The organism is Pseudomonas moraviensis, from assembly GCF_900105805.1.
GTDB lineage: Bacteria > Pseudomonadota > Gammaproteobacteria > Pseudomonadales > Pseudomonadaceae > Aquipseudomonas > Aquipseudomonas moraviensis_A.
Genome location: NZ_LT629788.1, coordinates 3,745,237 through 3,765,299, shown reverse-complemented (window position 1 = coordinate 3,765,299; position 20,063 = coordinate 3,745,237). Strand labels below are relative to the sequence as shown.

Annotated in this window: 22 protein-coding genes; 21 read left to right on the top strand and 1 reads right to left on the bottom strand. The window is 60.6% G+C overall.

Going from position 1 to position 20,063, the window contains the following annotated elements:
- Positions 1-126 precede the first annotated feature (126 nt).
- Positions 127-945, bottom strand: coding sequence for an inositol-phosphate phosphatase (gene suhB, locus BLU71_RS16670; RefSeq protein ID WP_016773320.1), 819 nt, complete (start codon positions 943-945; stop codon positions 127-129).
- Positions 946-1,090: 145 nt separating this feature from the next.
- On the opposite strand from suhB, the gene trmJ reads away from it, so the two are divergent.
- From trmJ to BLU71_RS16565, 21 genes are all read left to right on the top strand, one after another.
- A complete protein-coding gene (gene trmJ, locus BLU71_RS16665) occupies positions 1,091-1,861 on the top strand; it encodes a tRNA (cytosine(32)/uridine(32)-2'-O)-methyltransferase TrmJ (protein WP_083353528.1) in 771 nt (256 codons plus the stop codon).
- A 3-nt stretch (positions 1,862-1,864) separates the two neighbouring features.
- A complete protein-coding gene (gene cysE, locus BLU71_RS16660; protein ID WP_042608342.1) occupies positions 1,865-2,641 on the top strand; it encodes a serine O-acetyltransferase in 777 nt (258 codons plus the stop codon).
- A gap of 240 nt (positions 2,642-2,881) precedes the next feature.
- On the top strand, positions 2,882-3,373 hold the full coding sequence (gene iscR, locus BLU71_RS16655; RefSeq protein ID WP_016773323.1) for a Fe-S cluster assembly transcriptional regulator IscR: 492 nt from the start codon (positions 2,882-2,884) through the stop codon (positions 3,371-3,373).
- Positions 3,374-3,423: 50 nt separating this feature from the next.
- Positions 3,424-4,638, top strand: coding sequence for an IscS subfamily cysteine desulfurase (locus BLU71_RS16650; protein ID WP_039761430.1), 1,215 nt, complete (start codon positions 3,424-3,426; stop codon positions 4,636-4,638).
- Between the two features lie 101 nt (positions 4,639-4,739).
- On the top strand, positions 4,740-5,126 hold the full coding sequence (iscU, locus tag BLU71_RS16645; protein WP_003227907.1) for a Fe-S cluster assembly scaffold IscU: 387 nt from the start codon (positions 4,740-4,742) through the stop codon (positions 5,124-5,126).
- A gap of 34 nt (positions 5,127-5,160) precedes the next feature.
- The gene (iscA, locus tag BLU71_RS16640; protein ID WP_003227904.1) at positions 5,161-5,484 is read left to right on the top strand and encodes an iron-sulfur cluster assembly protein IscA; all 324 of its coding nucleotides are present in this window, start codon (positions 5,161-5,163) and stop codon (positions 5,482-5,484) included.
- Between the two features lie 8 nt (positions 5,485-5,492).
- Positions 5,493-6,014, top strand: a complete 522-nt coding sequence (gene hscB / locus BLU71_RS16635) for a co-chaperone HscB (RefSeq protein ID WP_016773325.1) — start codon at positions 5,493-5,495, stop codon at positions 6,012-6,014.
- A gap of 50 nt (positions 6,015-6,064) precedes the next feature.
- Positions 6,065-7,930 (top strand): Fe-S protein assembly chaperone HscA, encoded by a 1,866-nt coding sequence (gene hscA / locus BLU71_RS16630; RefSeq protein WP_065616634.1) that lies wholly within the window; start codon positions 6,065-6,067, stop codon positions 7,928-7,930.
- Positions 7,930-8,271: an ISC system 2Fe-2S type ferredoxin gene (gene fdx, locus BLU71_RS16625; protein ID WP_083353527.1), complete on the top strand. Its 342-nt coding sequence runs from the start codon at positions 7,930-7,932 to the stop codon at positions 8,269-8,271. Before hscA ends, fdx begins: the two co-directional genes overlap by 1 nt.
- A 14-nt stretch (positions 8,272-8,285) precedes the next feature.
- Positions 8,286-8,486, top strand: a complete 201-nt coding sequence (gene iscX / locus BLU71_RS16620) for a Fe-S cluster assembly protein IscX (protein ID WP_042608340.1) — start codon at positions 8,286-8,288, stop codon at positions 8,484-8,486.
- A gap of 87 nt (positions 8,487-8,573) precedes the next feature.
- On the top strand, positions 8,574-8,999 hold the full coding sequence (gene ndk, locus BLU71_RS16615; RefSeq protein ID WP_024014216.1) for a nucleoside-diphosphate kinase: 426 nt from the start codon (positions 8,574-8,576) through the stop codon (positions 8,997-8,999).
- Positions 9,000-9,027: 28 nt separating this feature from the next.
- Positions 9,028-10,176, top strand: a complete 1,149-nt coding sequence (rlmN, locus tag BLU71_RS16610; RefSeq protein ID WP_024014215.1) for a 23S rRNA (adenine(2503)-C(2))-methyltransferase RlmN — start codon at positions 9,028-9,030, stop codon at positions 10,174-10,176.
- 12 nt (positions 10,177-10,188) lie between these two features.
- Positions 10,189-10,947 carry a type IV pilus biogenesis/stability protein PilW gene (gene pilW, locus BLU71_RS16605; RefSeq protein ID WP_042608339.1) on the top strand — a complete coding sequence of 253 codons (759 nt, stop codon included), beginning with the start codon at positions 10,189-10,191 and terminating at the stop codon, positions 10,945-10,947.
- On the top strand, positions 10,947-11,966 hold the full coding sequence (locus BLU71_RS16600; protein ID WP_083353526.1) for a RodZ domain-containing protein: 1,020 nt from the start codon (positions 10,947-10,949) through the stop codon (positions 11,964-11,966). The genes pilW and BLU71_RS16600 overlap by 1 nt, the downstream gene beginning before the upstream one ends.
- Positions 11,967-11,969: 3 nt before the next feature.
- A complete protein-coding gene (gene ispG / locus BLU71_RS16595; RefSeq protein ID WP_042608337.1) occupies positions 11,970-13,079 on the top strand; it encodes a flavodoxin-dependent (E)-4-hydroxy-3-methylbut-2-enyl-diphosphate synthase in 1,110 nt (369 codons plus the stop codon).
- Positions 13,080-13,101: 22 nt separating this feature from the next.
- The gene (gene hisS, locus BLU71_RS16590) at positions 13,102-14,391 is read left to right on the top strand and encodes a histidine--tRNA ligase (protein WP_083353525.1); all 1,290 of its coding nucleotides are present in this window, start codon (positions 13,102-13,104) and stop codon (positions 14,389-14,391) included.
- A 41-nt stretch (positions 14,392-14,432) separates the two neighbouring features.
- On the top strand, positions 14,433-15,074 hold the full coding sequence (locus BLU71_RS16585; RefSeq protein ID WP_016773334.1) for a tetratricopeptide repeat protein: 642 nt from the start codon (positions 14,433-14,435) through the stop codon (positions 15,072-15,074).
- Positions 15,067-16,218, top strand: a complete 1,152-nt coding sequence (bamB, locus tag BLU71_RS16580) for an outer membrane protein assembly factor BamB (RefSeq protein WP_064364339.1) — start codon at positions 15,067-15,069, stop codon at positions 16,216-16,218. Before BLU71_RS16585 ends, bamB begins: the two co-directional genes overlap by 8 nt.
- A 136-nt stretch (positions 16,219-16,354) precedes the next feature.
- Positions 16,355-17,827, top strand: coding sequence for a ribosome biogenesis GTPase Der (gene der, locus BLU71_RS16575; RefSeq protein WP_024014210.1), 1,473 nt, complete (start codon positions 16,355-16,357; stop codon positions 17,825-17,827).
- Positions 17,828-18,109: 282 nt separating this feature from the next.
- On the top strand, positions 18,110-19,258 hold the full coding sequence (locus tag BLU71_RS16570; protein WP_083353524.1) for a pyridoxal phosphate-dependent aminotransferase: 1,149 nt from the start codon (positions 18,110-18,112) through the stop codon (positions 19,256-19,258).
- Positions 19,246-20,037, top strand: a complete 792-nt coding sequence (locus BLU71_RS16565; protein ID WP_064364341.1) for an amidohydrolase — start codon at positions 19,246-19,248, stop codon at positions 20,035-20,037. Before BLU71_RS16570 ends, BLU71_RS16565 begins: the two co-directional genes overlap by 13 nt.
- Positions 20,038-20,063 lie beyond the last annotated feature (26 nt).

Here is a 20,063-nt window from a genome sequence, read left to right as displayed (position 1 = left end):
GGGTGGTGACTGATACGACGCTATCGCGAGCAGGCTCACTCCTACATGGTTTGTGGTGTGTCAGGGAGGCAAATTGCAGGCATAAAAAAACACCCCGAAGGGTGTTTTTTTCGTTTCGCGGAAAGCTTAGCGCTTCAGCGAAGCCGGCAGGTGCGGCTGGATCGCCGTCAGTACTGCCTTGAAGCATTTGGTGTTGCCGGCAACGATGTGGCCTTTCTCGAGGAAGTCGTGACCGCCGGTGAAATCGCTCACCAGACCGCCAGCTTCCTGGATCAGCAGGGCGCCTGCAGCCATGTCCCACTCGGACAGGCCCGACTCCCAGAACGCGTCGAAACGACCGGCAGCCACGTAGGCCAGGTCCAGGCTCGCCGAGCCGGCGCGGCGGATGCCGGCAGTCTGGCCAACCAGGGCGCGGAACATGCCCAGGTAGTTGTCGAGGTTGTCCATCTGATCGTCACGGAACGGGAAGCCAGTGCCGAGCAGGGCGCCGTCGAGGCTGGTGCGACCGCTGACGCGCAGACGACGACCGTTCAGTTGGGCGCCGCGGCCACGGCTGGCGGTGAATTCTTCCTGGCGGACCGGGTCCAGCACCACTGCGTGTTCCAGGCGGCCACGATATTTGCAGGCAATGCTCACTGCAAAGTGCGGGATGCCGCGCAGGAAGTTGGTGGTGCCGTCCAGCGGATCGATGATCCACAGGTACTCTTCGCCTTCGATGCCGGTGCCGGCGTGCAGGCCGGTTTCTTCACCCTGGATCGAGTGGTTCGGGTAAGCCTTGCGCAGGGCATCGATGATTTTCTGTTCAGCGGCGCGATCGACCTCGGATACGTAATCCTTGGCGTCTTTTTCGTCGACCTTGATGGTATCCAGGCGCTCGATGGAGCGGAAGATCAGTTCACTGGCGCTGCGGGCGGCGCGCAGCGCGATATTCAGCATGGGCTGCATGGATGTGTCACCTAAGGTTGTTAAAGAAAGCCGCGCATTCTATCAGAACTTTTCTTCAGGTGAAGGACGCTGTTCGCTTTCATAGCTTAACGGTAGGCTGTTCTGTAAGATTTGCCCCCCTTTCCTGTGTCCGAGAGCGCCTCCCTTGCTGCAGAACATTCGTGTCGTCCTGGTCAACACCAGCCACCCCGGCAACATCGGCGGGGCCGCGCGCGCCATGAAAAACATGGGTCTGTCGCGACTGGTGCTGGTCGAGCCGCGGGTCTTCCCGCATCACGAGGCCGACGCCCGCGCCTCCGGTGCCGGTGACATCCTTGAAAACGCGCAAGTCGTCGCCACTCTGGAAGACGCCTTGATTGGCTGCAATCTGGTGCTCGGTACCAGCGCTCGCGACCGCCGTATTCCCTGGCCGCTGCTGGATCCGCGCGAATGCGGCAGCAAAGTGGTCGAGGAGGCCGGGCAGGGCGCCGAGATCGCTCTGGTGTTCGGTCGCGAAGATTCCGGCCTGACCAATGAAGAGCTGCAGCGATGTCACTTTCACGTGCACATCCCTTCCGACCCGACGTTCAGTTCGCTGAACCTCGGGGCGGCGGTGCAGGTGTTGAGTTATGAGGTGCGCATGGCCTGGCTGGCCGCACAGGGTCAGCCGAGCAAGGTCGAGAAAGAAGAAGTGGCCTCGGTGAAAAGCGCCGAGCTGGCGACCATGGATGAGCTGGAGCGATTCTATGAGCACCTCGAGCAGACGCTGGTCGCCATCGAATTCCTTGACCCGGAAAAGCCACGGCACTTGATGGCGCGCCTGCGCCGGTTGTACGGACGCAGCTCGGTCAGCCGGGCGGAAATGAATATTTTGCGTGGCATCCTCACGGAAACCCAGAAAGCGGCCCGTGGCGAGCTTCTAAAGCGGAAGGATTGAATGATGTTTGAGCGTTTGCGTGAAGATATCCAGAGCGTATTCCATCGAGACCCGGCGGCACGTAACGCTTTTGAAGTCCTGACCTGCTACCCCGGCATGCATGCGATCTGGATTCATCGTCTGGCCGGCATGCTCTGGCGCAACGAGCTGAAATGGCTGGCGCGGCTGGTGTCGAACTTCGGTCGCTGGCTGACCGGAATCGAAATTCATCCGGGCGCCAAGGTTGGTCGGCGTTTCTTCATCGACCACGGCATGGGCATCGTCATTGGTGAAACCGCCGAAATCGGCGACGACGTGACCATCTATCAAGGTGTGACCCTCGGCGGCACCAGTTGGAACAAAGGCAAGCGCCACCCGACGCTGGGTGATGGCGTGGTGGTCGGTGCGGGAGCCAAAGTGCTCGGTCCGTTCACGGTGGGTGCCGGCGCCAAAGTCGGCTCGAATGCCGTGGTCACCAAAGAAGTGCCGCCGGGCGCCACGGTGGTGGGGATTCCGGGGCGGATCATCGTCAAGAACGACGAAGAGCAGGACGCCAAGCGCAAGGCGATGGCAGAAAAGATCGGCTTTGATGCCTATGGTGTCAGCGAAGACATGCCCGACCCGGTGGCCCGCGCCATCGGCCAGTTGCTCGACCATCTGCAGGCGGTGGACGGGCGTCTGGAAGGCATGTGCGGCGCGCTGAAGGATCTGGGCAGCAATTACTGTGCGAAAGATCTGCCTTCGCTGCGCGAAGAAGACTTCGCCAGTGTGCAAGGCAAGGATGAATCGAAAGCCGGCTGAACCGCAGCGCTGCTTTTCGCGAGCAGGCTCGCTCCCACGGATGAATGCATTCCAATAGTGGGAGCGAGCCTGCTCGCGAATAACGATAGCGCGGTTCCGCTGGCTGTACGCCGCAGGCCTTTGCTATCATGCGCGCGCTCTTTTGCGGGTAAACCCGACTAAAGCACTAGGTCTTATAGTTGACTTAAATGCTCGGGAATTGCATACTCCCGCCCATTCCGAACTCCGTGGTAACTGTCCATGCGACTGACTACAAAAGGCCGATACGCCGTGACCGCCATGCTTGACCTGGCGTTGCACGCGCAGCACGGGCCGGTGTCTCTGGCCGATATCTCCGAGCGCCAAGGCATCTCCCTGTCCTACCTCGAACAGCTGTTTGCCAAGCTGCGCCGCAGCAACCTGGTTTCCAGCGTTCGCGGTCCAGGTGGTGGCTACCAGTTGTCCCGCGACATGCAGGGCATCCAGGTCGCCCAGGTGATCGATGCGGTGAACGAATCGGTCGATGCCACCAAGTGCCAGGGCCAGGGCGATTGCCATTCCGGTGATACCTGCCTGACCCACCATCTGTGGTGCGACTTGAGCCTGCAGATTCACGAATTTCTGAGCGGTATCAGCTTGGCCGACCTTGTGACTCGCCGTGAGGTACAAGAAGTGGCCCAGCGTCAGGACCAGCGCCGTTGCAGCAGCAAGGCGCCACGCCTGGACAAGATTGAAGCGTCCGCCGTCGAATGACAGCCGAAGAGCTACCCGCGGCACGCCAGCCCTGATTTAGGAGATAGTCCATGAAATTGCCGATTTACCTTGATTACTCTGCAACCACCCCGGTTGATCCGCGCGTTGCGCAGAAAATGAGTGAATGCCTGCTGGTCGACGGAAACTTCGGTAACCCGGCGTCCCGCTCCCACGTGTTCGGCTGGAAGGCTGAAGAGTCCGTCGAAAACGCCCGTCGTCAGGTGGCCGATCTGGTCAATGCCGACCCGCGTGAAATCGTCTGGACCTCCGGTGCCACCGAATCCGATAACCTGGCGATCAAGGGCGCGGCACATTTCTACGCCTCCAAGGGCAAGCACCTGATCACCAGCAAGATCGAGCACAAGGCTGTCCTCGACACCATGCGCCAACTGGAGCGTGAAGGTTTCGAAGTGACCTACCTCGAGCCGACCGAAGACGGTCTGATCACGCCGGCAATGATCGACGCGGCCCTGCGCGAAGACACCATCCTGGTGTCGGTGATGCACGTCAACAACGAAATCGGCACCATCAACGACATCGCCGCCATCGGCGAGATGCTGCGCGCCAAGGGTGTGCTGTTCCACGTCGACGCCGCTCAGTCCACTGGCAAGGTCGAGATCGACCTGCAGAAGCTGAAAGTCGACATGATGTCGTTCTCCGCCCACAAGACTTATGGCCCTAAAGGCATCGGCGCGCTGTACGTCAGCCGCAAGCCGCGTGTGCGCATCGAAGCGACCATGCACGGCGGCGGTCACGAGCGTGGCATGCGCTCCGGCACCCTGGCGACCCACCAGATCGTCGGCATGGGTGAAGCGTTCCGCGTAGCCAAGGAAGACATGGCCGCTGAAAACGTGCGCATCAAAGCCTTGAGCGACCGTTTCTACCAGCAGGTCGAGCATCTGGAAGAGCTGTACGTCAACGGCAGCCTGACCGCCCGCGTTCCGCACAACCTGAACCTGAGCTTCAACTACGTTGAAGGCGAGTCGCTGATCATGGCGCTCAAGGATCTGGCGGTATCGTCCGGTTCGGCCTGCACCTCGGCGTCCCTGGAGCCTTCGTATGTACTGCGCGCCCTGGGCCGCAACGACGAACTCGCACACAGCTCGATCCGCTTTACCTTCGGCCGTTTCACCACCGAAGAAGAAATCGACTACGCCGCGCAGAAAGTCTGCGAGGCCGTTACCAAGCTGCGCGCTCTGTCGCCGCTGTGGGACATGTACAAAGACGGCGTCGATATCTCGAAAATCGAGTGGGCGGCACACTAACTATAGAAGCCGCCGGATACAGATCCTGTAGCGACGCGGCGGTTTACGCAGCGCAGTTGCAGGGTCTCAAGAGCGGCCCTGATGAGTGAGGATTGAGAATCATGGCTTACAGCGAAAAGGTCATCGACCACTACGAAAACCCGCGCAACGTCGGCAAGATGAACGCGGAAGATCCTGATGTCGGCACCGGCATGGTCGGCGCTCCGGCGTGCGGCGACGTGATGCGCCTGCAGATCAAGGTCAACGATCAGGGCGTTATCGAAGACGCCAAGTTCAAGACCTACGGCTGCGGTTCGGCGATCGCCTCCAGTTCCCTCGCCACCGAGTGGATGAAAGGCAAGACCCTGGACGAAGCCGAAACCATCAAGAACACTCAGCTGGCCGAAGAACTGGCCCTGCCGCCAGTGAAAATCCACTGCTCCGTGCTCGCAGAAGACGCTATCAAAGCGGCAGTTCGCGATTACAAGCAGAAGAAAGGCTTGATCTGACTTTCAAGATTTGGCGACGAGTAAGGAGTCACCGATGGCTATCAGCATGACAGAAGCGGCTGCTCGACACGTGCGGCGCTCCCTCGACGGGCGCGGCAAAGGTGAAGGGATTCGTCTGGGTGTTCGCACCACAGGCTGTTCCGGCCTTGCCTACGTGCTGGAGTTTGTCGACGAGGTAGTGGCGGAGGATCAGGTGTTCGAGAGTCACGGCGAAAAAGTGATCATCGACCCGAAAAGCCTGGCCTACCTGGACGGCACCGAGCTCGATTTCGTCAAGGAAGGGTTGAACGAAGGCTTCAAGTTCAACAACCCCAACGTGCGCGGTGAGTGTGGCTGCGGCGAAAGCTTCAACATCTGAGGCTGGTCGTGGGTATTCCTTGTCATTTCGCTTTATTCGAGCTGCAGCCGAGCTTCCGCCTGGATCTCGAGCAGTTGGCCACGCGCTACCGTGAGTTGGCGCGCGGCGTCCATCCCGACCGTTTTGCCGACGCTTCGGAGCGCGAGCAGCGCTCGGCGCTCGAGCAATCGGCGCGGCTCAACGACGCCTACCAGACGCTCAAGAGCCCGGCCCAGCGTGCACGCTACCTGTTGAAAATCAGTGGGCATGAAGTGCCGATGGAAGTCACCGTCCACGATCCCGAGTTTCTTCTGCAGCAGATGCAATGGCGCGAAGAGCTCGAAGATCTGCAGGACAGTGCCGACCTCGACGGTGTCGCGGTATTCAAGCGTCGCTTGAAGGCAGCTCAGGAGCAGCTCAACGAAAGCTTCGCAGCCTGTTGGGATGATGCAGCGCAACGCGAGCAGGCCGAACGCCTGATGCGGCGCATGCAGTTCCTCGACAAGCTCACCTACGAAGTGCGCCAGCTGGAAGAGCGCCTCGACGATTAACCCAGCGCTGCCCTGATTGCACGCTGACAGACAGACAAGACCTGATCACCATGGCTCTACTGCAGATCGCCGAACCCGGCCAAAGTCCTCAACCGCACCAGCGTCGTCTGGCTGTGGGGATCGACTTGGGTACTACCAATTCGCTGGTCGCTGCGCTGCGCAGTGGTCTCTCCGAACCGCTGGCCGACGCCAACGGGCAGGTCATCCTGCCGTCCGCCGTGCGTTATCACGCTGACCGCGTCGAAGTCGGCGAGTCGGCCAAGCTCGCTGCATCCTCCGATCCTCTGAATACCGTGCTGTCGGTCAAGCGCTTGATGGGTCGTGGTCTTTCTGACGTCAAGCAACTGGGCGAGCAACTGCCGTACCGCTTTGTCGGTGGCGAATCGCACATGCCGTTCATCGACACCGTGCAAGGCCCGAAAAGCCCGGTCGAAGTGTCCGCCGATATTCTCAAGGTCCTGCGTCAGCGTGCCGAAGCGACCTTGGGCGGCGAACTGGTTGGCGCGGTGATCACCGTTCCTGCCTACTTCGATGATGCTCAGCGTCAGGCGACCAAAGATGCCGCCAAGCTTGCCGGTCTGAACGTGTTGCGTCTGCTCAATGAGCCCACCGCTGCTGCCGTGGCTTATGGTCTGGATCAGCACGCCGAAGGTCTGGTGGCGATCTACGACCTGGGTGGCGGTACTTTCGATATTTCGATCCTGCGTCTGACCGGCGGCGTTTTCGAAGTTCTGGCCACTGGCGGCGACAGCGCGCTGGGCGGCGATGACTTCGATCACGCGATTGCCGGCTGGATCATCGAGAGCGCTGGCCTGTCCGCCGATCTCGATCCGGGCGCACAACGCAATCTGCTGCAAACCGCTTGTGCGGCCAAAGAAGCCCTGACCGACGCGGCCAGTGTGGAAGTGGCTTACGGCGACTGGAAAGCACAACTGACCCGTGAAGCATTCGATGCGCTGATCGAGCCGATGGTCGCGCGCAGCCTGAAAGCCTGCCGCCGCGCCGTTCGCGATTCCGGTATCGAGCTGGAAGACGTCCACGCCGTGGTCATGGTCGGCGGTTCGACCCGCGTGCCGCGTGTTCGCGAGGCCGTTGCCGAAGCTTTCGGTCGTCAGCCATTGACGGAAATCGACCCGGATCAAGTGGTGGCCATCGGGGCCGCGATCCAGGCCGATACCCTGGCTGGCAACAAGCGCGATGGCGGCGAACTGCTGCTGCTCGACGTGATTCCGCTGTCCCTGGGGCTGGAAACCATGGGCGGTCTGATGGAAAAGGTGATTCCGCGCAACACCACCATTCCCGTCGCCCGCGCTCAGGATTTCACCACTTATAAAGACGGCCAGTCGGCCATGGCGATCCACGTCTTGCAGGGCGAGCGCGAGCTGATCAGCGACTGCCGCTCGCTGGCGCGCTTCGAATTGCGCGGCATTCCGGCGATGGTGGCCGGTGCGGCGAAGATTCGCGTGACCTTCCAGGTCGACGCCGACGGTCTGCTCAGCGTGTCTGCCCGTGAGCTGGGCTCGGGCGTTGAAGCGAGCATTCAGGTCAAGCCGTCCTACGGCCTGACCGATGGCGAAATCGCCAAGATGCTAAAGGATTCGTTCCAGCACGCCAATGACGACAAGGTCGCCCGCGTTCTGCGCGAGCAGCAAGTCGATGCCCAGCGCCTGCTCGAAGCAGTGCAGGGTGCGCTGGATACCGATGGCGAACGTTTGCTCGACGCCGAAGAGCGCATGGTCATCGAACTGCAGATGCAGGAACTGGCCGAACTGATGAAAGGTACCGATGGTTACGCCATCGAGCAGCAGACCAAGCGTCTGTCGCAAGTGACCGATGCTTTTGCTGCCCGCCGGATGGATCTGACGGTGAAAGCCGCTCTGTCGGGGCGCAACCTGAATGAAATCGAGGATATCTGATGCCGCAGGTCATTTTTCTGCCCCACGAGAAGTTCTGCCCTGAAGGCTTGGTGGTCGAGGCTGCGCCCGGCACATCGATTCTCGAACTGGCCCACGAACACCACATCGAGATGGAAAGCGCCTGCGGCGGTGTCTGCGCCTGCACCACGTGCCACTGCATCATCCGCGAGGGTTTCGACTCGCTGGAAGAGGCTGACGAGCTGGAAGAAGATTTCCTCGACCGTGCCTGGGGCCTGGAAGCGCAATCGCGTCTGGCCTGTCAGGCCATCGTCGGTGAGGAAGACCTCACCGTCGAGATTCCGAAATATTCGCTTAACCATGCGGCCGAAGCGCCGCACTGACTGGTAAGACTGTCATGAGCTACGGTTGGAATGATGTTCAACGCATTGCCGAAGAGCTGGCCGAGGCCCACGAGGGGCTCGATCCATACTCTGTAGGTTTTGTCCGTCTGCAGCAGATGATCCTTGAGCTGCCTGACTTCGATGCTACTTCTGGCCGGGTCGGCGAGAAGGTGCTTGAAGCGGTTCAGGAGCTTTGGGCCGCAGAATCGGACTGATCGTCTCGCAGGTTAGGCAATACCCAAGAACCCGCGTATAATTCGCGGGTTTAATTTTTCGCAAATTACCGTTTCTGGAGTTACACCATGGCTGTTCAACGTACTTTCTCCATCATCAAGCCTGACGCCGTTGCTAAAAACGTGATCGGCAAGATCACCACTCGCTTCGAAGACGCTGGCCTGCGCGTTGTAGCTTCGAAACTGAAGCAACTGTCCAAAGCCGAAGCCGAAGGCTTCTACGCTGAGCACAGCGAGCGCGGTTTCTTCGGTGACCTGGTTGCTTTCATGACTTCCGGCCCGGTTGTCGTTCAGGTTCTGGAAGGCGAAAACGCTATCGCTCGCAACCGTGAGCTGATGGGCGCTACCAACCCTAAAGAAGCTGCTGCCGGCACCATCCGTGCTGACTTCGCTGAATCGATCGACGCCAACGCCGTTCACGGTTCGGACTCCGAAGCTGCTGCCGCTCGCGAAATCGCTTACTTCTTCGCAGCTACTGAAGTAACCACTCGCTAAGCATTGCTTGCAGAGTGAAGGTGAATCCATGACTACATCGACTGTTAAAACAAACCTGCTGGGTCTGACCCAGCCGGAAATGGAAAAATTCTTCGACTCAATCGGGGAGAAGCGTTTCCGTGCCGGTCAGGTAATGAAATGGATTCACCACTTTGGCGTCGATGATTTCGATGCCATGACGAACGTCAGCAAAGCCTTGCGCGACAAGCTCAAGGCCATTGCTGAAGTACGTGGTCCGGAAGTGGTCAGCGAGGACATCTCCAGCGACGGCACCCGTAAATGGGTGGTGCGCGTGGCGTCCGGCAGCTGCGTCGAGACCGTGTACATTCCCCAGGGCAAACGCGGCACCTTGTGCGTTTCGTCCCAGGCAGGCTGTGCCCTGGATTGCAGTTTCTGCTCCACCGGCAAGCAAGGCTTCAACAGCAACCTCACCGCCGCCGAAGTCATCGGTCAGGTGTGGATTGCCAACAAATCTTTCGGCAGCGTCCCGGCCACCGTCGACCGCGCCATCACCAACGTGGTGATGATGGGCATGGGCGAGCCGTTGCTGAACTTCGACAACGTCGTCGCCGCCATGCATCTGATGATGGATGACCTCGGCTACGGGATCTCCAAGCGCCGCGTGACCCTGTCCACCTCGGGTGTGGTGCCGATGATCGATGAGCTGGCCAAGCACATCGACGTATCCCTGGCGTTGTCGCTGCACGCACCAAATGACGCATTGCGTAACCAATTGGTGCCGATCAACAAGAAATATCCGCTTAAGATGCTGCTCGAGTCGTGCCAGCGCTACATGTCCGCCCTTGGCGAGAAACGTGTGCTGACCATCGAGTACACCTTGCTCAAGGACGTCAACGACAAGCTTGAGCACGCGGTGGAAATGATCGAGCTGCTCAAAGACATCCCGTGCAAGATCAACCTGATCCCGTTCAACCCGTTCCCGCACTCCGGGTACGAGCGGCCGAGCAACAATGCCATCCGCCGCTTCCAGGATCAGTTGCATCAGGCCGGCTTCAACGTCACCGTGCGCACCACTCGTGGTGAAGACATCGATGCCGCATGTGGTCAATTGGTAGGGCAGGTGCTGGATCGCACCCGTCGCAGCGAACGTTACATCGCGGTGCGCGAGTTGAGCGCGGACAGCGATCTGGCACAGAACGCCGCGAACACTAACTAAGAGAGGATCTCTATGTCCCTGCGCTTTGCGCTGCTGTTGCTGTTGGCCAGCCTGTGCGCTGGTTGTGTCCTGTCGGGTGACTACAACCCGATGAAGACCAGCAAGGGCCGCGATGAAGCGCGGGCTGCCTACGTGCAGCTGGGGCTGGGCTACCTGCAGCAGGGCATGACCGAGCGGGCCAAGGTGCCCTTGAAGAAAGCGCTGGAGCTGGACGGATCCGACCCTGACGCCAATGCGGCCCTCGGTCTGGTGTTTCAGGCCGAAATGGAGCCTGCACTGGCCGACGAGCACTTTCGCAAGGCCCTGTCTTCCCGTCCCGCCGATGCGCGCATCCTCAACAACTACGGCAGTTTTCTCTACGAACAACAACGCTACAAGGAAGCCTACGAGCGTTTTGAACAAGCGGCCGCCGATACCCTGTATCCTGAGCGTTCGCGGGTCTTCGAAAATCTCGGCATGACCGCCGCCAAGCTGGGCCAGCGTGATCTGGCGCAGCAACAGCTGGAAAAAGCCCTGCGCCTGAACCGCCAACAACCGCGCGCATTGCTGGAAATGGCTGAGTTGTCCTTCGAAGACAGGCATTATGTGCCCGCGCGTGACTATTACGACCGTTTCAGCCAGCTGACCGAACAAAATGCACGTAGTCTATTGCTCGGCGTTCGGCTGGCAAAAGTGTTTGAAGATCGCGACAAGGCAGCCAGTTACGGTCTGCAATTAAAACGACTCTATCCCGGTACGCCGGAATATCAGCAATACCTGTCGGAGCAATGATGAAAGCGGCGCATCCCGAAGTTGTAGCAGCGAATCGCGTTAATCCCGGTGAGACCCTGCGCCAGGCCCGCGAAAGCAATGGCTGGTCGCTGGCCGAAGTGGCCCTCAAGCTCAACCTCACCGTGACGTCCCTGAGCAATCTTGAAGCCGGCGCTTTCGACAAGCTGCCGGGGCATACCTTCGCTCGCGGTTACATTCGCGCCTATGCCAAATTGCTCGGTATGGACCAGACCGTTCTGGTTCAGCAATTCGACCAGTCCACCGGCACCGACTCCCAGGGCAGCAACGTTCACGCCCTCGGTCGGATCGAAGAGCCGGTGCGCGTTTCCCACACCATTTTGCGTATCGTCAGCCTGTTGCTGCTGATCGCGGTCATTGGCGGCGGTTTCGTCTGGTGGCAGGATCAGACCTCGCAGCGCACCCGCGATCTGACCAGCCTCGCGCCGGAGCACGTCGAAGTCGAAGGCGCTGACGGCACCACGCAGATCCACCCGATCGACGAGCCGGAAGATCAGGCTGTCGCTGAAAATCAGGCCGACAATTCGACTTCGCTGGCCTTGCCGCAGTCGGAAACCAGTGCTGAATCGACCGGCGCCGAATCTGCTGCGCCAGCGACCGAGCCAGCTGCCCCGGCAGTTGCGCCAAGCGCACCGGCACAGACGCCTGCGCCAGTGGTGGCGGCTCCGGCCACTCCAGCGCCGAATGTCCCAGCGACACCTGCCCCGACCGCGCCGGTTGCTCAAGCGCCAAGCGCTGAAGCAGCTGCGCCGGTTGCCGGCGAAGGTCAGGTCCAGCTGCAGTTCACTGGCGATTGCTGGGCACAGGTGACCGATGGCCGTGGCAAAGTGATTTTCAGTGGTCTGAAGCATAAAGGCGACAGCGTGACCGTTTCCGGCAAGCCGCCGCTCGCTGTACGTCTGGGCGTTGCCCGCGCGGCACAGGTCAGCTACAACGGCCAACCGGTCGATATCGCTCCGTTCACCAGTGGCGAGACTGCTCGCCTGAAGTTGGGTCAATAAGTCATGCACGGCGAATCTCCAATCAAACGTCGCGAATCGCGCAAGATCTGGGTCGGCAACGTACCGGTGGGCGGCGACGCGCCGATCGCTGTTCAGAGCATGACCAACAGCGACACCAATGACGTGGCCGCGACCGTGGCGCAGATCAATCGTCTGGAAGCTGCCGGCGTCGACATCGTTCGCGTCTCGGTACCGGACATGGATGCCGCCGAGGCGTTCGGCAGGATCAAGCAACTGGTCAAAGTGCCGTTGGTGGCCGACATTCACTTCGACTACAAGATCGCCTTGCGCGTGGCCGAACTGGGCGTCGACTGCCTGCGTATCAACCCGGGCAACATCGGTCGCGAAGACCGCGTGCGTGCCGTGGTCGATGCGGCCCGTGATCGCGGCATTCCGATCCGCATCGGCGTCAACGCCGGTTCCCTGGAAAAAGACCTGCAGAAGAAGTACGGCGAGCCGACCCCGGCCGCATTGGTCGAATCCGCGCTGCGCCACGTTGAGCACCTCGAACGCCTGAATTTCCAGGACTTCAAGGTCAGCGTGAAGGCCTCCGACGTGTTCATGGCTGTCGAAGCCTACCGTTTGCTGGCGAAAGAAATCGTTCAGCCATTGCACCTGGGCATCACCGAAGCTGGCGGTTTGCGTTCGGGCACGGTGAAATCCGCCGTGGGCCTAGGTATGCTGCTCGCCGAAGGGATTGGCGATACTATCCGCATCTCGCTGGCGGCCGATCCGGTCGAGGAAGTGAAGGTCGGTTACGACATTCTCAAGTCTTTGCATCTGCGTTCCCGTGGCATCAACTTCATCGCCTGCCCGAGCTGCTCGCGGCAGAACTTCGATGTGGTCAAGACCATGAACGAGCTGGAAGGGCGCCTTGAAGACCTGCTGGTGCCGCTGGATGTCGCGGTCATCGGTTGCGTGGTCAACGGCCCCGGCGAAGCCAAGGAAGCCCATATCGGCTTGACCGGCGGCACGCCAAACCTGATTTACATCGACGGCAAGCCGTCGCAGAAGCTGACGAATGACAATCTGGTGGACGAGCTGGAAAAGCTGATCCGCCAGAAAGCGGCCGAAAAGGTCGAAGCTGACGCTGCCGTTATTGCGCGCGGCTGATCGAACGAATTAAGGAAATTTTGTGAGCAAGTCTCTGCAAGCCATTCGTGGCATGAACGACATCCTGCCCGAACAGACCCCGCTGTGGCGTTATTTCGAAGGCACTGTGGCGCGTCTGCTGGATAACTACGGTTACAAGCAGATCCGCATGCCGATCGTCGAGTTCACCGAGCTGTTCAAGCGCTCGATCGGCGAAGTCACCGATATCGTCGAAAAAGAGATGTACACCTTCGAAGACCGCAATGGCGACTCCCTGACCCTGCGTCCGGAAGGCACCGCGGCCTGCGTGCGCGCAGTGCTCGAACACGGCATCACCGGCGGCGGTCAGGTGCAGAAGCTCTGGTACATCGGCCCGATGTTCCGCCACGAGCGTCCGCAGAAAGGCCGTTATCGCCAGTTCCACCAGATCGGCCTGGAGGTGTTCAACCTCGACGGTCCGGACATCGACGCCGAGCTGATCATCATGACCTGGCGCCTGTGGGGCGAGCTGGGCATTCGAGATGCGGTCAAGCTCGAACTCAACAGCCTCGGCACCAGCGAATCCCGTGGCCGCTATCGTGAAGCGCTGGTCGAGTACCTCTCGGCGCACCACGACAAGCTCGACGAAGACAGCCAGCGTCGCCTGAAAACCAACCCGCTGCGCGTGCTCGACACGAAAAATGCCGACACCCAGGCCGTGCTGGTCGATGCGCCGAAAATGGCCGATTACCTCGACGACGAGTCCCGTACTCACTTCGAAGGCCTGAAGGCGCGTCTGGATGCCGTGGGCATTCCTTACGTGCTCAACCCGAAACTGGTGCGCGGCCTCGATTACTACAGCAAAACCGTTTTCGAATGGGTCACCGACAAGCTCGGCGCCCAGGGCACCGTGTGCGCGGGCGGCCGTTACGACGGTCTGGTCGAGCAGATGGGCGGCAAGCCAACCCCGGGCGTGGGTTTCGCCATGGGCATCGAGCGCCTGGTCCTGATGCTCGAAACCCTCGAGCAGATCCCGGAAGAAATTTCCCGTCAGGTCGACGTCTACCTCTGCGCCTTCGGTGAAGAAGCCGAGCTGGCCGGTCTGGCCCTGGCCGAACGGGTTCGCGATCAACTTCCAAACCTGCGCCTGCAAGTCAATGCCGGCGCCGGCAGTTTCAAAAGCCAGTTCAAGAAGGCCGACAAGAGCGGTGCGCTGTACGCATTGATCCTCGGTGACGACGAAATGGCCCAGCAAGTGGTAGGTTTCAAACCCCTGCGTGGCCAGGGCGAACAACAAAGCATTGCCTGGGATGCGCTCGCCGCTCACCTGGCCACCTGCGTCGTGCAGGGTTGAAGCTGTCTTAACAGCCGATTTAGCGATTAAGGAGTATTGGGGTGTCGAGTACCGAAGACGAACAGTTGGCGGATTTGAAGGACTGGTGGACACGCAACGGCAAACCTCTGGTCACCGGCGGCCTGTTGGCGCTGGTCATCGTGTTCGGCTGGCAGGCATATCACAAGTACCAGAGCAACCAGTCGCAAGGCGCCTCGGTGCTCTATCAGCAATTGCTGGAAACCACGCTGACGCCTGACGGCAAGCCTGATGCGGCCCGCGTTGCCGATCTGGCCGGCAAGCTCAACAGCGAATACGGCGGTTCGGCCTACGCGCAGTACGGCAGCCTGTTCGTCGCCAAAGTAGCGGTCGACAGCGGCAAGCTGGACGACGCGGCGACCGAACTCAAAGCCATTGTCGACAAACCGGCCAACCCGGCGCTGGGCGAAATCGCCCGTCAGCGTCTGGCGCAAGTGCTGGGCGCGCAGGACAAGGCTGAAGATGCCCTGAAACTGCTCGACGGCGATGCCGACAAAGCGTTCCTGGCCACTCGCGAAGAACTCAAGGGCGACCTGCTGGTGCGCTTGGGCCGTACCGATGACGCGAACAAGGCGTATCAAAAAGCCAAGGCGGCACTGTCGGATGAAGCGGCGGTCGGTGGCCTTCAAATCAAGCTCGACGACCTGGCCAAAGGGGATGCGTGACGTGATCCGTTGGAAGCATGCAGCATTGCTGGCTCTGGCCCTTCTGGCCGCGGGTTGCAGCAGCAACAGCAAGAAAGAATTGCCACCGGCCGAACTGACCGACTTCAAAGAAGAAGTGGTTCTGCACAAGCAGTGGAGCCGCTCGATCGGTGACGGTCAGGGCGAAACCTACAACATGCTGGTGCCGGCGATCGACGGTGACACCATCTACGCCGCTGATGTCACTGGCGTGGTGATGGCGCTGGATCGCAGCAACGGCGACGTGAAGTGGGACCAGGATCTGGAACTGCCTGTCTCCGGCGCCGTTGGCGTGGGTTACGGTCTGGTACTGATCGGTACCCTGCGTGGCGAAGTTGTCGCGCTCGATACCAGCAATGGTGAAGAGAAGTGGCGTGCCCGCGTTAACAGTGAAGTCCTCGCGCCGCCGGCCAACAACGGCGACGTGGTGGTTGTACAGACTCAGGACGATCGTCTGATCGGTCTGGACGCGGCCACTGGCAACCAGCGCTGGGTGTATGACAGCACCCCGGCGGTCCTGACCCTGCGTGGCACCAGTGCTCCGCTGGTGACCAATCGTCTGGCGGTAGCTGGCCTGTCGACCGGTAAAGTGGTCGCGCTGGATATCACCAACGGCGTGCCGGTGTGGGAACAACGCATCGCCATTCCACAGGGTCGTTCGGAACTGGAGCGCGTGGTCGACATCGACGGCGGTCTGCTGTTGTCCGGCGGCACGCTGTACGTCGCCAGCTATCAGGGTCGCGTGGCGGCACTGGACCTGGAAAGCGGTCGCCAACTGTGGCAGCGCGATGCGTCGAGCTACGCCGGTATCGCTCAGGGTTTCGGCAGCGTTTACGTGAGCCTGTCCTCGGGCACCGTTGAAGGCGTTGACGAGCGATCGACCACTGCACTGTGGAGCAATGACTCGCTGGCTCGCCGTCAACTGTCGGCACCGGAAGTGTTCTCCAGCTACGTAGCTGTGGGTGACCTGGAAGGTTATCTGCACCTGCTGAGTCAGGTCGACGGTCGTTTCGTCGGCCGTGAACGCATCGACAGCGACGGCCTGCGTGCCCGTCCGCTGGTGGTGGGCGACACGATTTATGTGTATGGCAACAGCGGCAAACTGGAAGCCCTGACCATCAAGTAACAACTATGCTTGGGGTTCATCCCCAAGCGGCCCTGCATCAGCAGGGTTTTGCAGCGCCCCCGGGTGTTGCCCCGAGCACCAGCCGCTGCCTCGCAGCGGCTTTTGTATTTTCTGAAATAACGCAGTGGAGAGCCGCATGGTTCCCGTAATCGCCCTGGTGGGCCGACCGAACGTCGGCAAGTCCACCTTGTTCAACCGCCTGACCAGGACTCGTGACGCCATCGTCGGCGACCTGTCCGGTCTGACCCGTGATCGCCAGTACGGTGAGGCCAAGTGGCAAGGGCGTTCCTACATTCTGATCGACACCGGCGGTATCTCCGGTGACGAACATGGTATGGACGAAAAAATGGCCGAGCAGTCGCTGCTGGCCATCGAAGAAGCCGATGTGGTGCTGTTTCTGGTAGATGCCAAGGCCGGTTTTACCGCTGCCGACCAGATGATCGCCGAGCATTTGCGCAAACGTAACAAGCGTTCCCACGTGGTGGCCAACAAGGTCGACAACATCGACCCGGAAATGGCCCGCGCCGAATTCGCCCCGCTGGGCATGGGCCACGCGATCCCGATCGCCGGCGCCCACGGCCGTGGCATCACGCAACTGCTGGAAGCCGCCCTGAGCGAATTCCCGCGCGATGATGACGAGCCGGCTGAAGGTGAAGAGGAAGAAGTCGTCGCCGAAGGCGAGGAAGCCAAGCGCATTCCTGGCCCGAGCGAGAAAGACGGGATCAAGATCGCCATCATCGGCCGTCCTAACGTCGGCAAGTCGACTCTGGTCAACCGCATGCTCGGTGAAGACCGCGTCATCGTGTATGACCAGCCCGGCACTACCCGCGACAGTATCTACATTCCGTTCGAACGCAATGAAGAGAAGTACACGCTGATCGACACCGCCGGTGTGCGCAAGCGCGGCAAGATCCACGAAGAAGTCGAAAAATTCTCCGTAGTCAAAACCCTGCAGGCGATCAAAGACGCCAACGTGGTGATCTTCGTCATGGACGCCCGCGAGGGTGTGGTCGATCACGACTTGAACCTGCTGGGCTTCGCGATCGAATCCGGTCGTGCGCTGGTCATCGCGATCAACAAGTGGGACGGCATGACGCCGAGTGAGCGCGACTTCGTCAAGGTCGAGCTGCAACGCCGGCTGTTCTTCGTCGACTACGCCGACATTCACTTCATCTCGGCGCTGCACGGTACTGGCGTGGGCAACCTCTACGCCTCGGTGCAGAACTCGTTCAAGTCCGCGGTTACCCGCTGGCCGACCAACCGCCTCACCCAGATTCTGGAAGATGCGGTGGGCGAGCACGCGCCACCGATGGTCAACAACCGCCGGATCAAGCTGCGTTACGCTCACCTTGGTGGCGCGAACCCGCCGATCATCGTGATCCACGGTAACCAGATCGAGAAAGTGCCGAAGTCGTACGTGCGCTATCTGGAAAACACTTACCGCCGTGTGCTGAAGCTGGTCGGTACGCCGATCCGCATCGAGTTCAAGGGCGGCGAGAACCCGTACGAAGGCAACAAGAACACGCTCACCGACCGCCAGGTCAACAAGAAGCGTCGCTTGATGTCGCACAACAAAAAAGCCAGCAAGAAGCGCCGCGACAAGAAGTGATTGACTGTCTGGAGTGGGACTTTTGTGGCGAGGGAGCTTGCTCCCGCTGGATCGCGAAGCGATCCCGAAGCCTGCAACCGTAGTCGTTCAGACAGAACGCATCGGGCTGCTTTGCGACTGCTGCGCAGCCGAGCGGGAGCAAGCTCCCTCGCCACAGAGTTCGGTGTGCTGGCAAAGAAGAAGGGCGCCGTTCAGGCGCCCTTTTTTTATGAGCGCCGGATGGGCTATCCTCGGGCTCTCCCGCGCCGTCGTCAGAGCCGGGTGTTGAGCAGAGAACCCCCGATGATCACCAGCAAGCTGCCGAATGTCGGCATCACTATTTTCACGCAGATGTCTCAGCTCGCGGCGCAGACCGGCGCGATCAACCTGTCTCAGGGTTTCCCGGATTTCGACGGGCCGCAGTCGCTGCGTGATGCGGTCGGGCGGCATATCGCTTGTGGCCATAACCAGTATTCGCCGATGACCGGATTGCCCGCGTTGCGTGAGCAGATCGCGGCGAAGATCGCGCGCAGTTATGGTGTGAATGTCGATGCCGATCACGAAGTGACGGTGACGCCCGGTGCGACTCAGGCAATCTTCTGCGCGATTCAGGCAGTTATCCACAGCGGCGACGAAGTCATCGTGTTCGACCCGTGCTACGACAGCTATGCACCGGCCACGGAGTTGGCGGGTGGCCGTTGCGTGCATGTGCAACTGAACCCGGACGATTTCTCCATCGATTTCGACCAGCTCGCCGCGGCCCTGAGCCCGCGCACGAAAATGATCGTCATCAACACCCCGCACAACCCGAGCGGCGCCTTGATCAGCCGCGACGAGCTCGATCAACTGGCGGCGTTGATCCGTGATCGCGACATCTACCTGATCAGCGACGAAGTCTACGAACACCTGGTGTTCGACGGCGTACCGCATGTCAGCGTGCTGGCCCATGAAGAGCTGTATCAGCGCGCGTTCGTGGTCAGCTCGTTCGGCAAGACTTACCACGTCACTGGCTGGAAAACCGGCTACGTCGTCGCGCCGCCGGCCCTGACGGCCGAGCTGCGTAAAGTGCATCAGTACGTGAGTTTCTGTGGCGTGACACCGCTGCAATACGCGCTGGCCGACTACATGGCCGAGCACCCGGAGCACGTTGAACAGTTGCCGGGTTTCTATCAGGCCAAGCGCGATTTGTTCTGCGATCTGCTCGCGCCGTCGCGATTCAGCTTCACCCGGGTCAGCGGCACCTATTTCCAGTTGGTCGATTATTCGCAGATCCGTCCCGATCTGAATGATGTCGACATGGCCATGTGGATGACCCGCGAGCACGGTGTCGCGAGCATTCCGGTGTCGGTGTTCTACCAGAATCCACCGCAAGGCCAGCGCCTGATACGCCTGTGCTTTGCCAAACGCGAGGAGACGCTGCGTGAAGCGGCGGCGAAACTATGCGTGATCTGAGTACATTGCCAGACCTGACCCTGGCGCTGATCCAGACGAGCCTGGCCTGGCACGATCGCCGGGCCAACCTCGAGCATTTCGAGCTATTGCTGGAGCAGGCCCGTGGTGCCGATCTGATCATCCTCCCGGAGATGTTCACCACCGGGTTTTCCATGGAATCGGAAACCCTCGCCGAGGCGGAAAACGGGCCGACCAGCAAATGGCTGCGGACGCAGGCAGCGAAGTTCGATGCGGTCATCACTGGCAGCGTGATCATTCAGGCGGCTGACGGCAGCCATCGTAACCGCCTGCTGTGGGCGCGGCCGGACGGCGAAGTGCTGCATTACGACAAGCGTCACCTGTTCCGCATGGCCGGCGAGCACAACCATTACACCCCGGGCGAGCGTCAGGTGCAGTTCGAACTCAAGGGCTGGCGGATTCGTCCGCTGATCTGCTACGACCTGCGTTTCCCGGTGTGGAGCCGCGACGCGCAGGACACCGATCTGCTGCTCTACACCGCGAACTGGCCGGGCGCACGGCGTCTGCACTGGAATCGCCTGCTGCCGGCGCGTGCGATTGAAAACCTCTGCTACGTAGCGGCGGTGAATCGGGTGGGCAGCGATGGCAAGGGCTTCGCGTATACCGGTGACAGTCAGGTGCTGGATTTCCAGGGCGAAACCTTGCTGGCGGCGGGGGAGGCGGATGGCGTGTTCAAAGTGATTCTGGAAGCTGCGCCGTTGGCTGCCTATCGGGAGCGCTTTCCGGCGAACCTGGATGCCGATACCTTCCAGTTCACTTGAAAAGCAAAAGATCGCAGCCTTCGGCA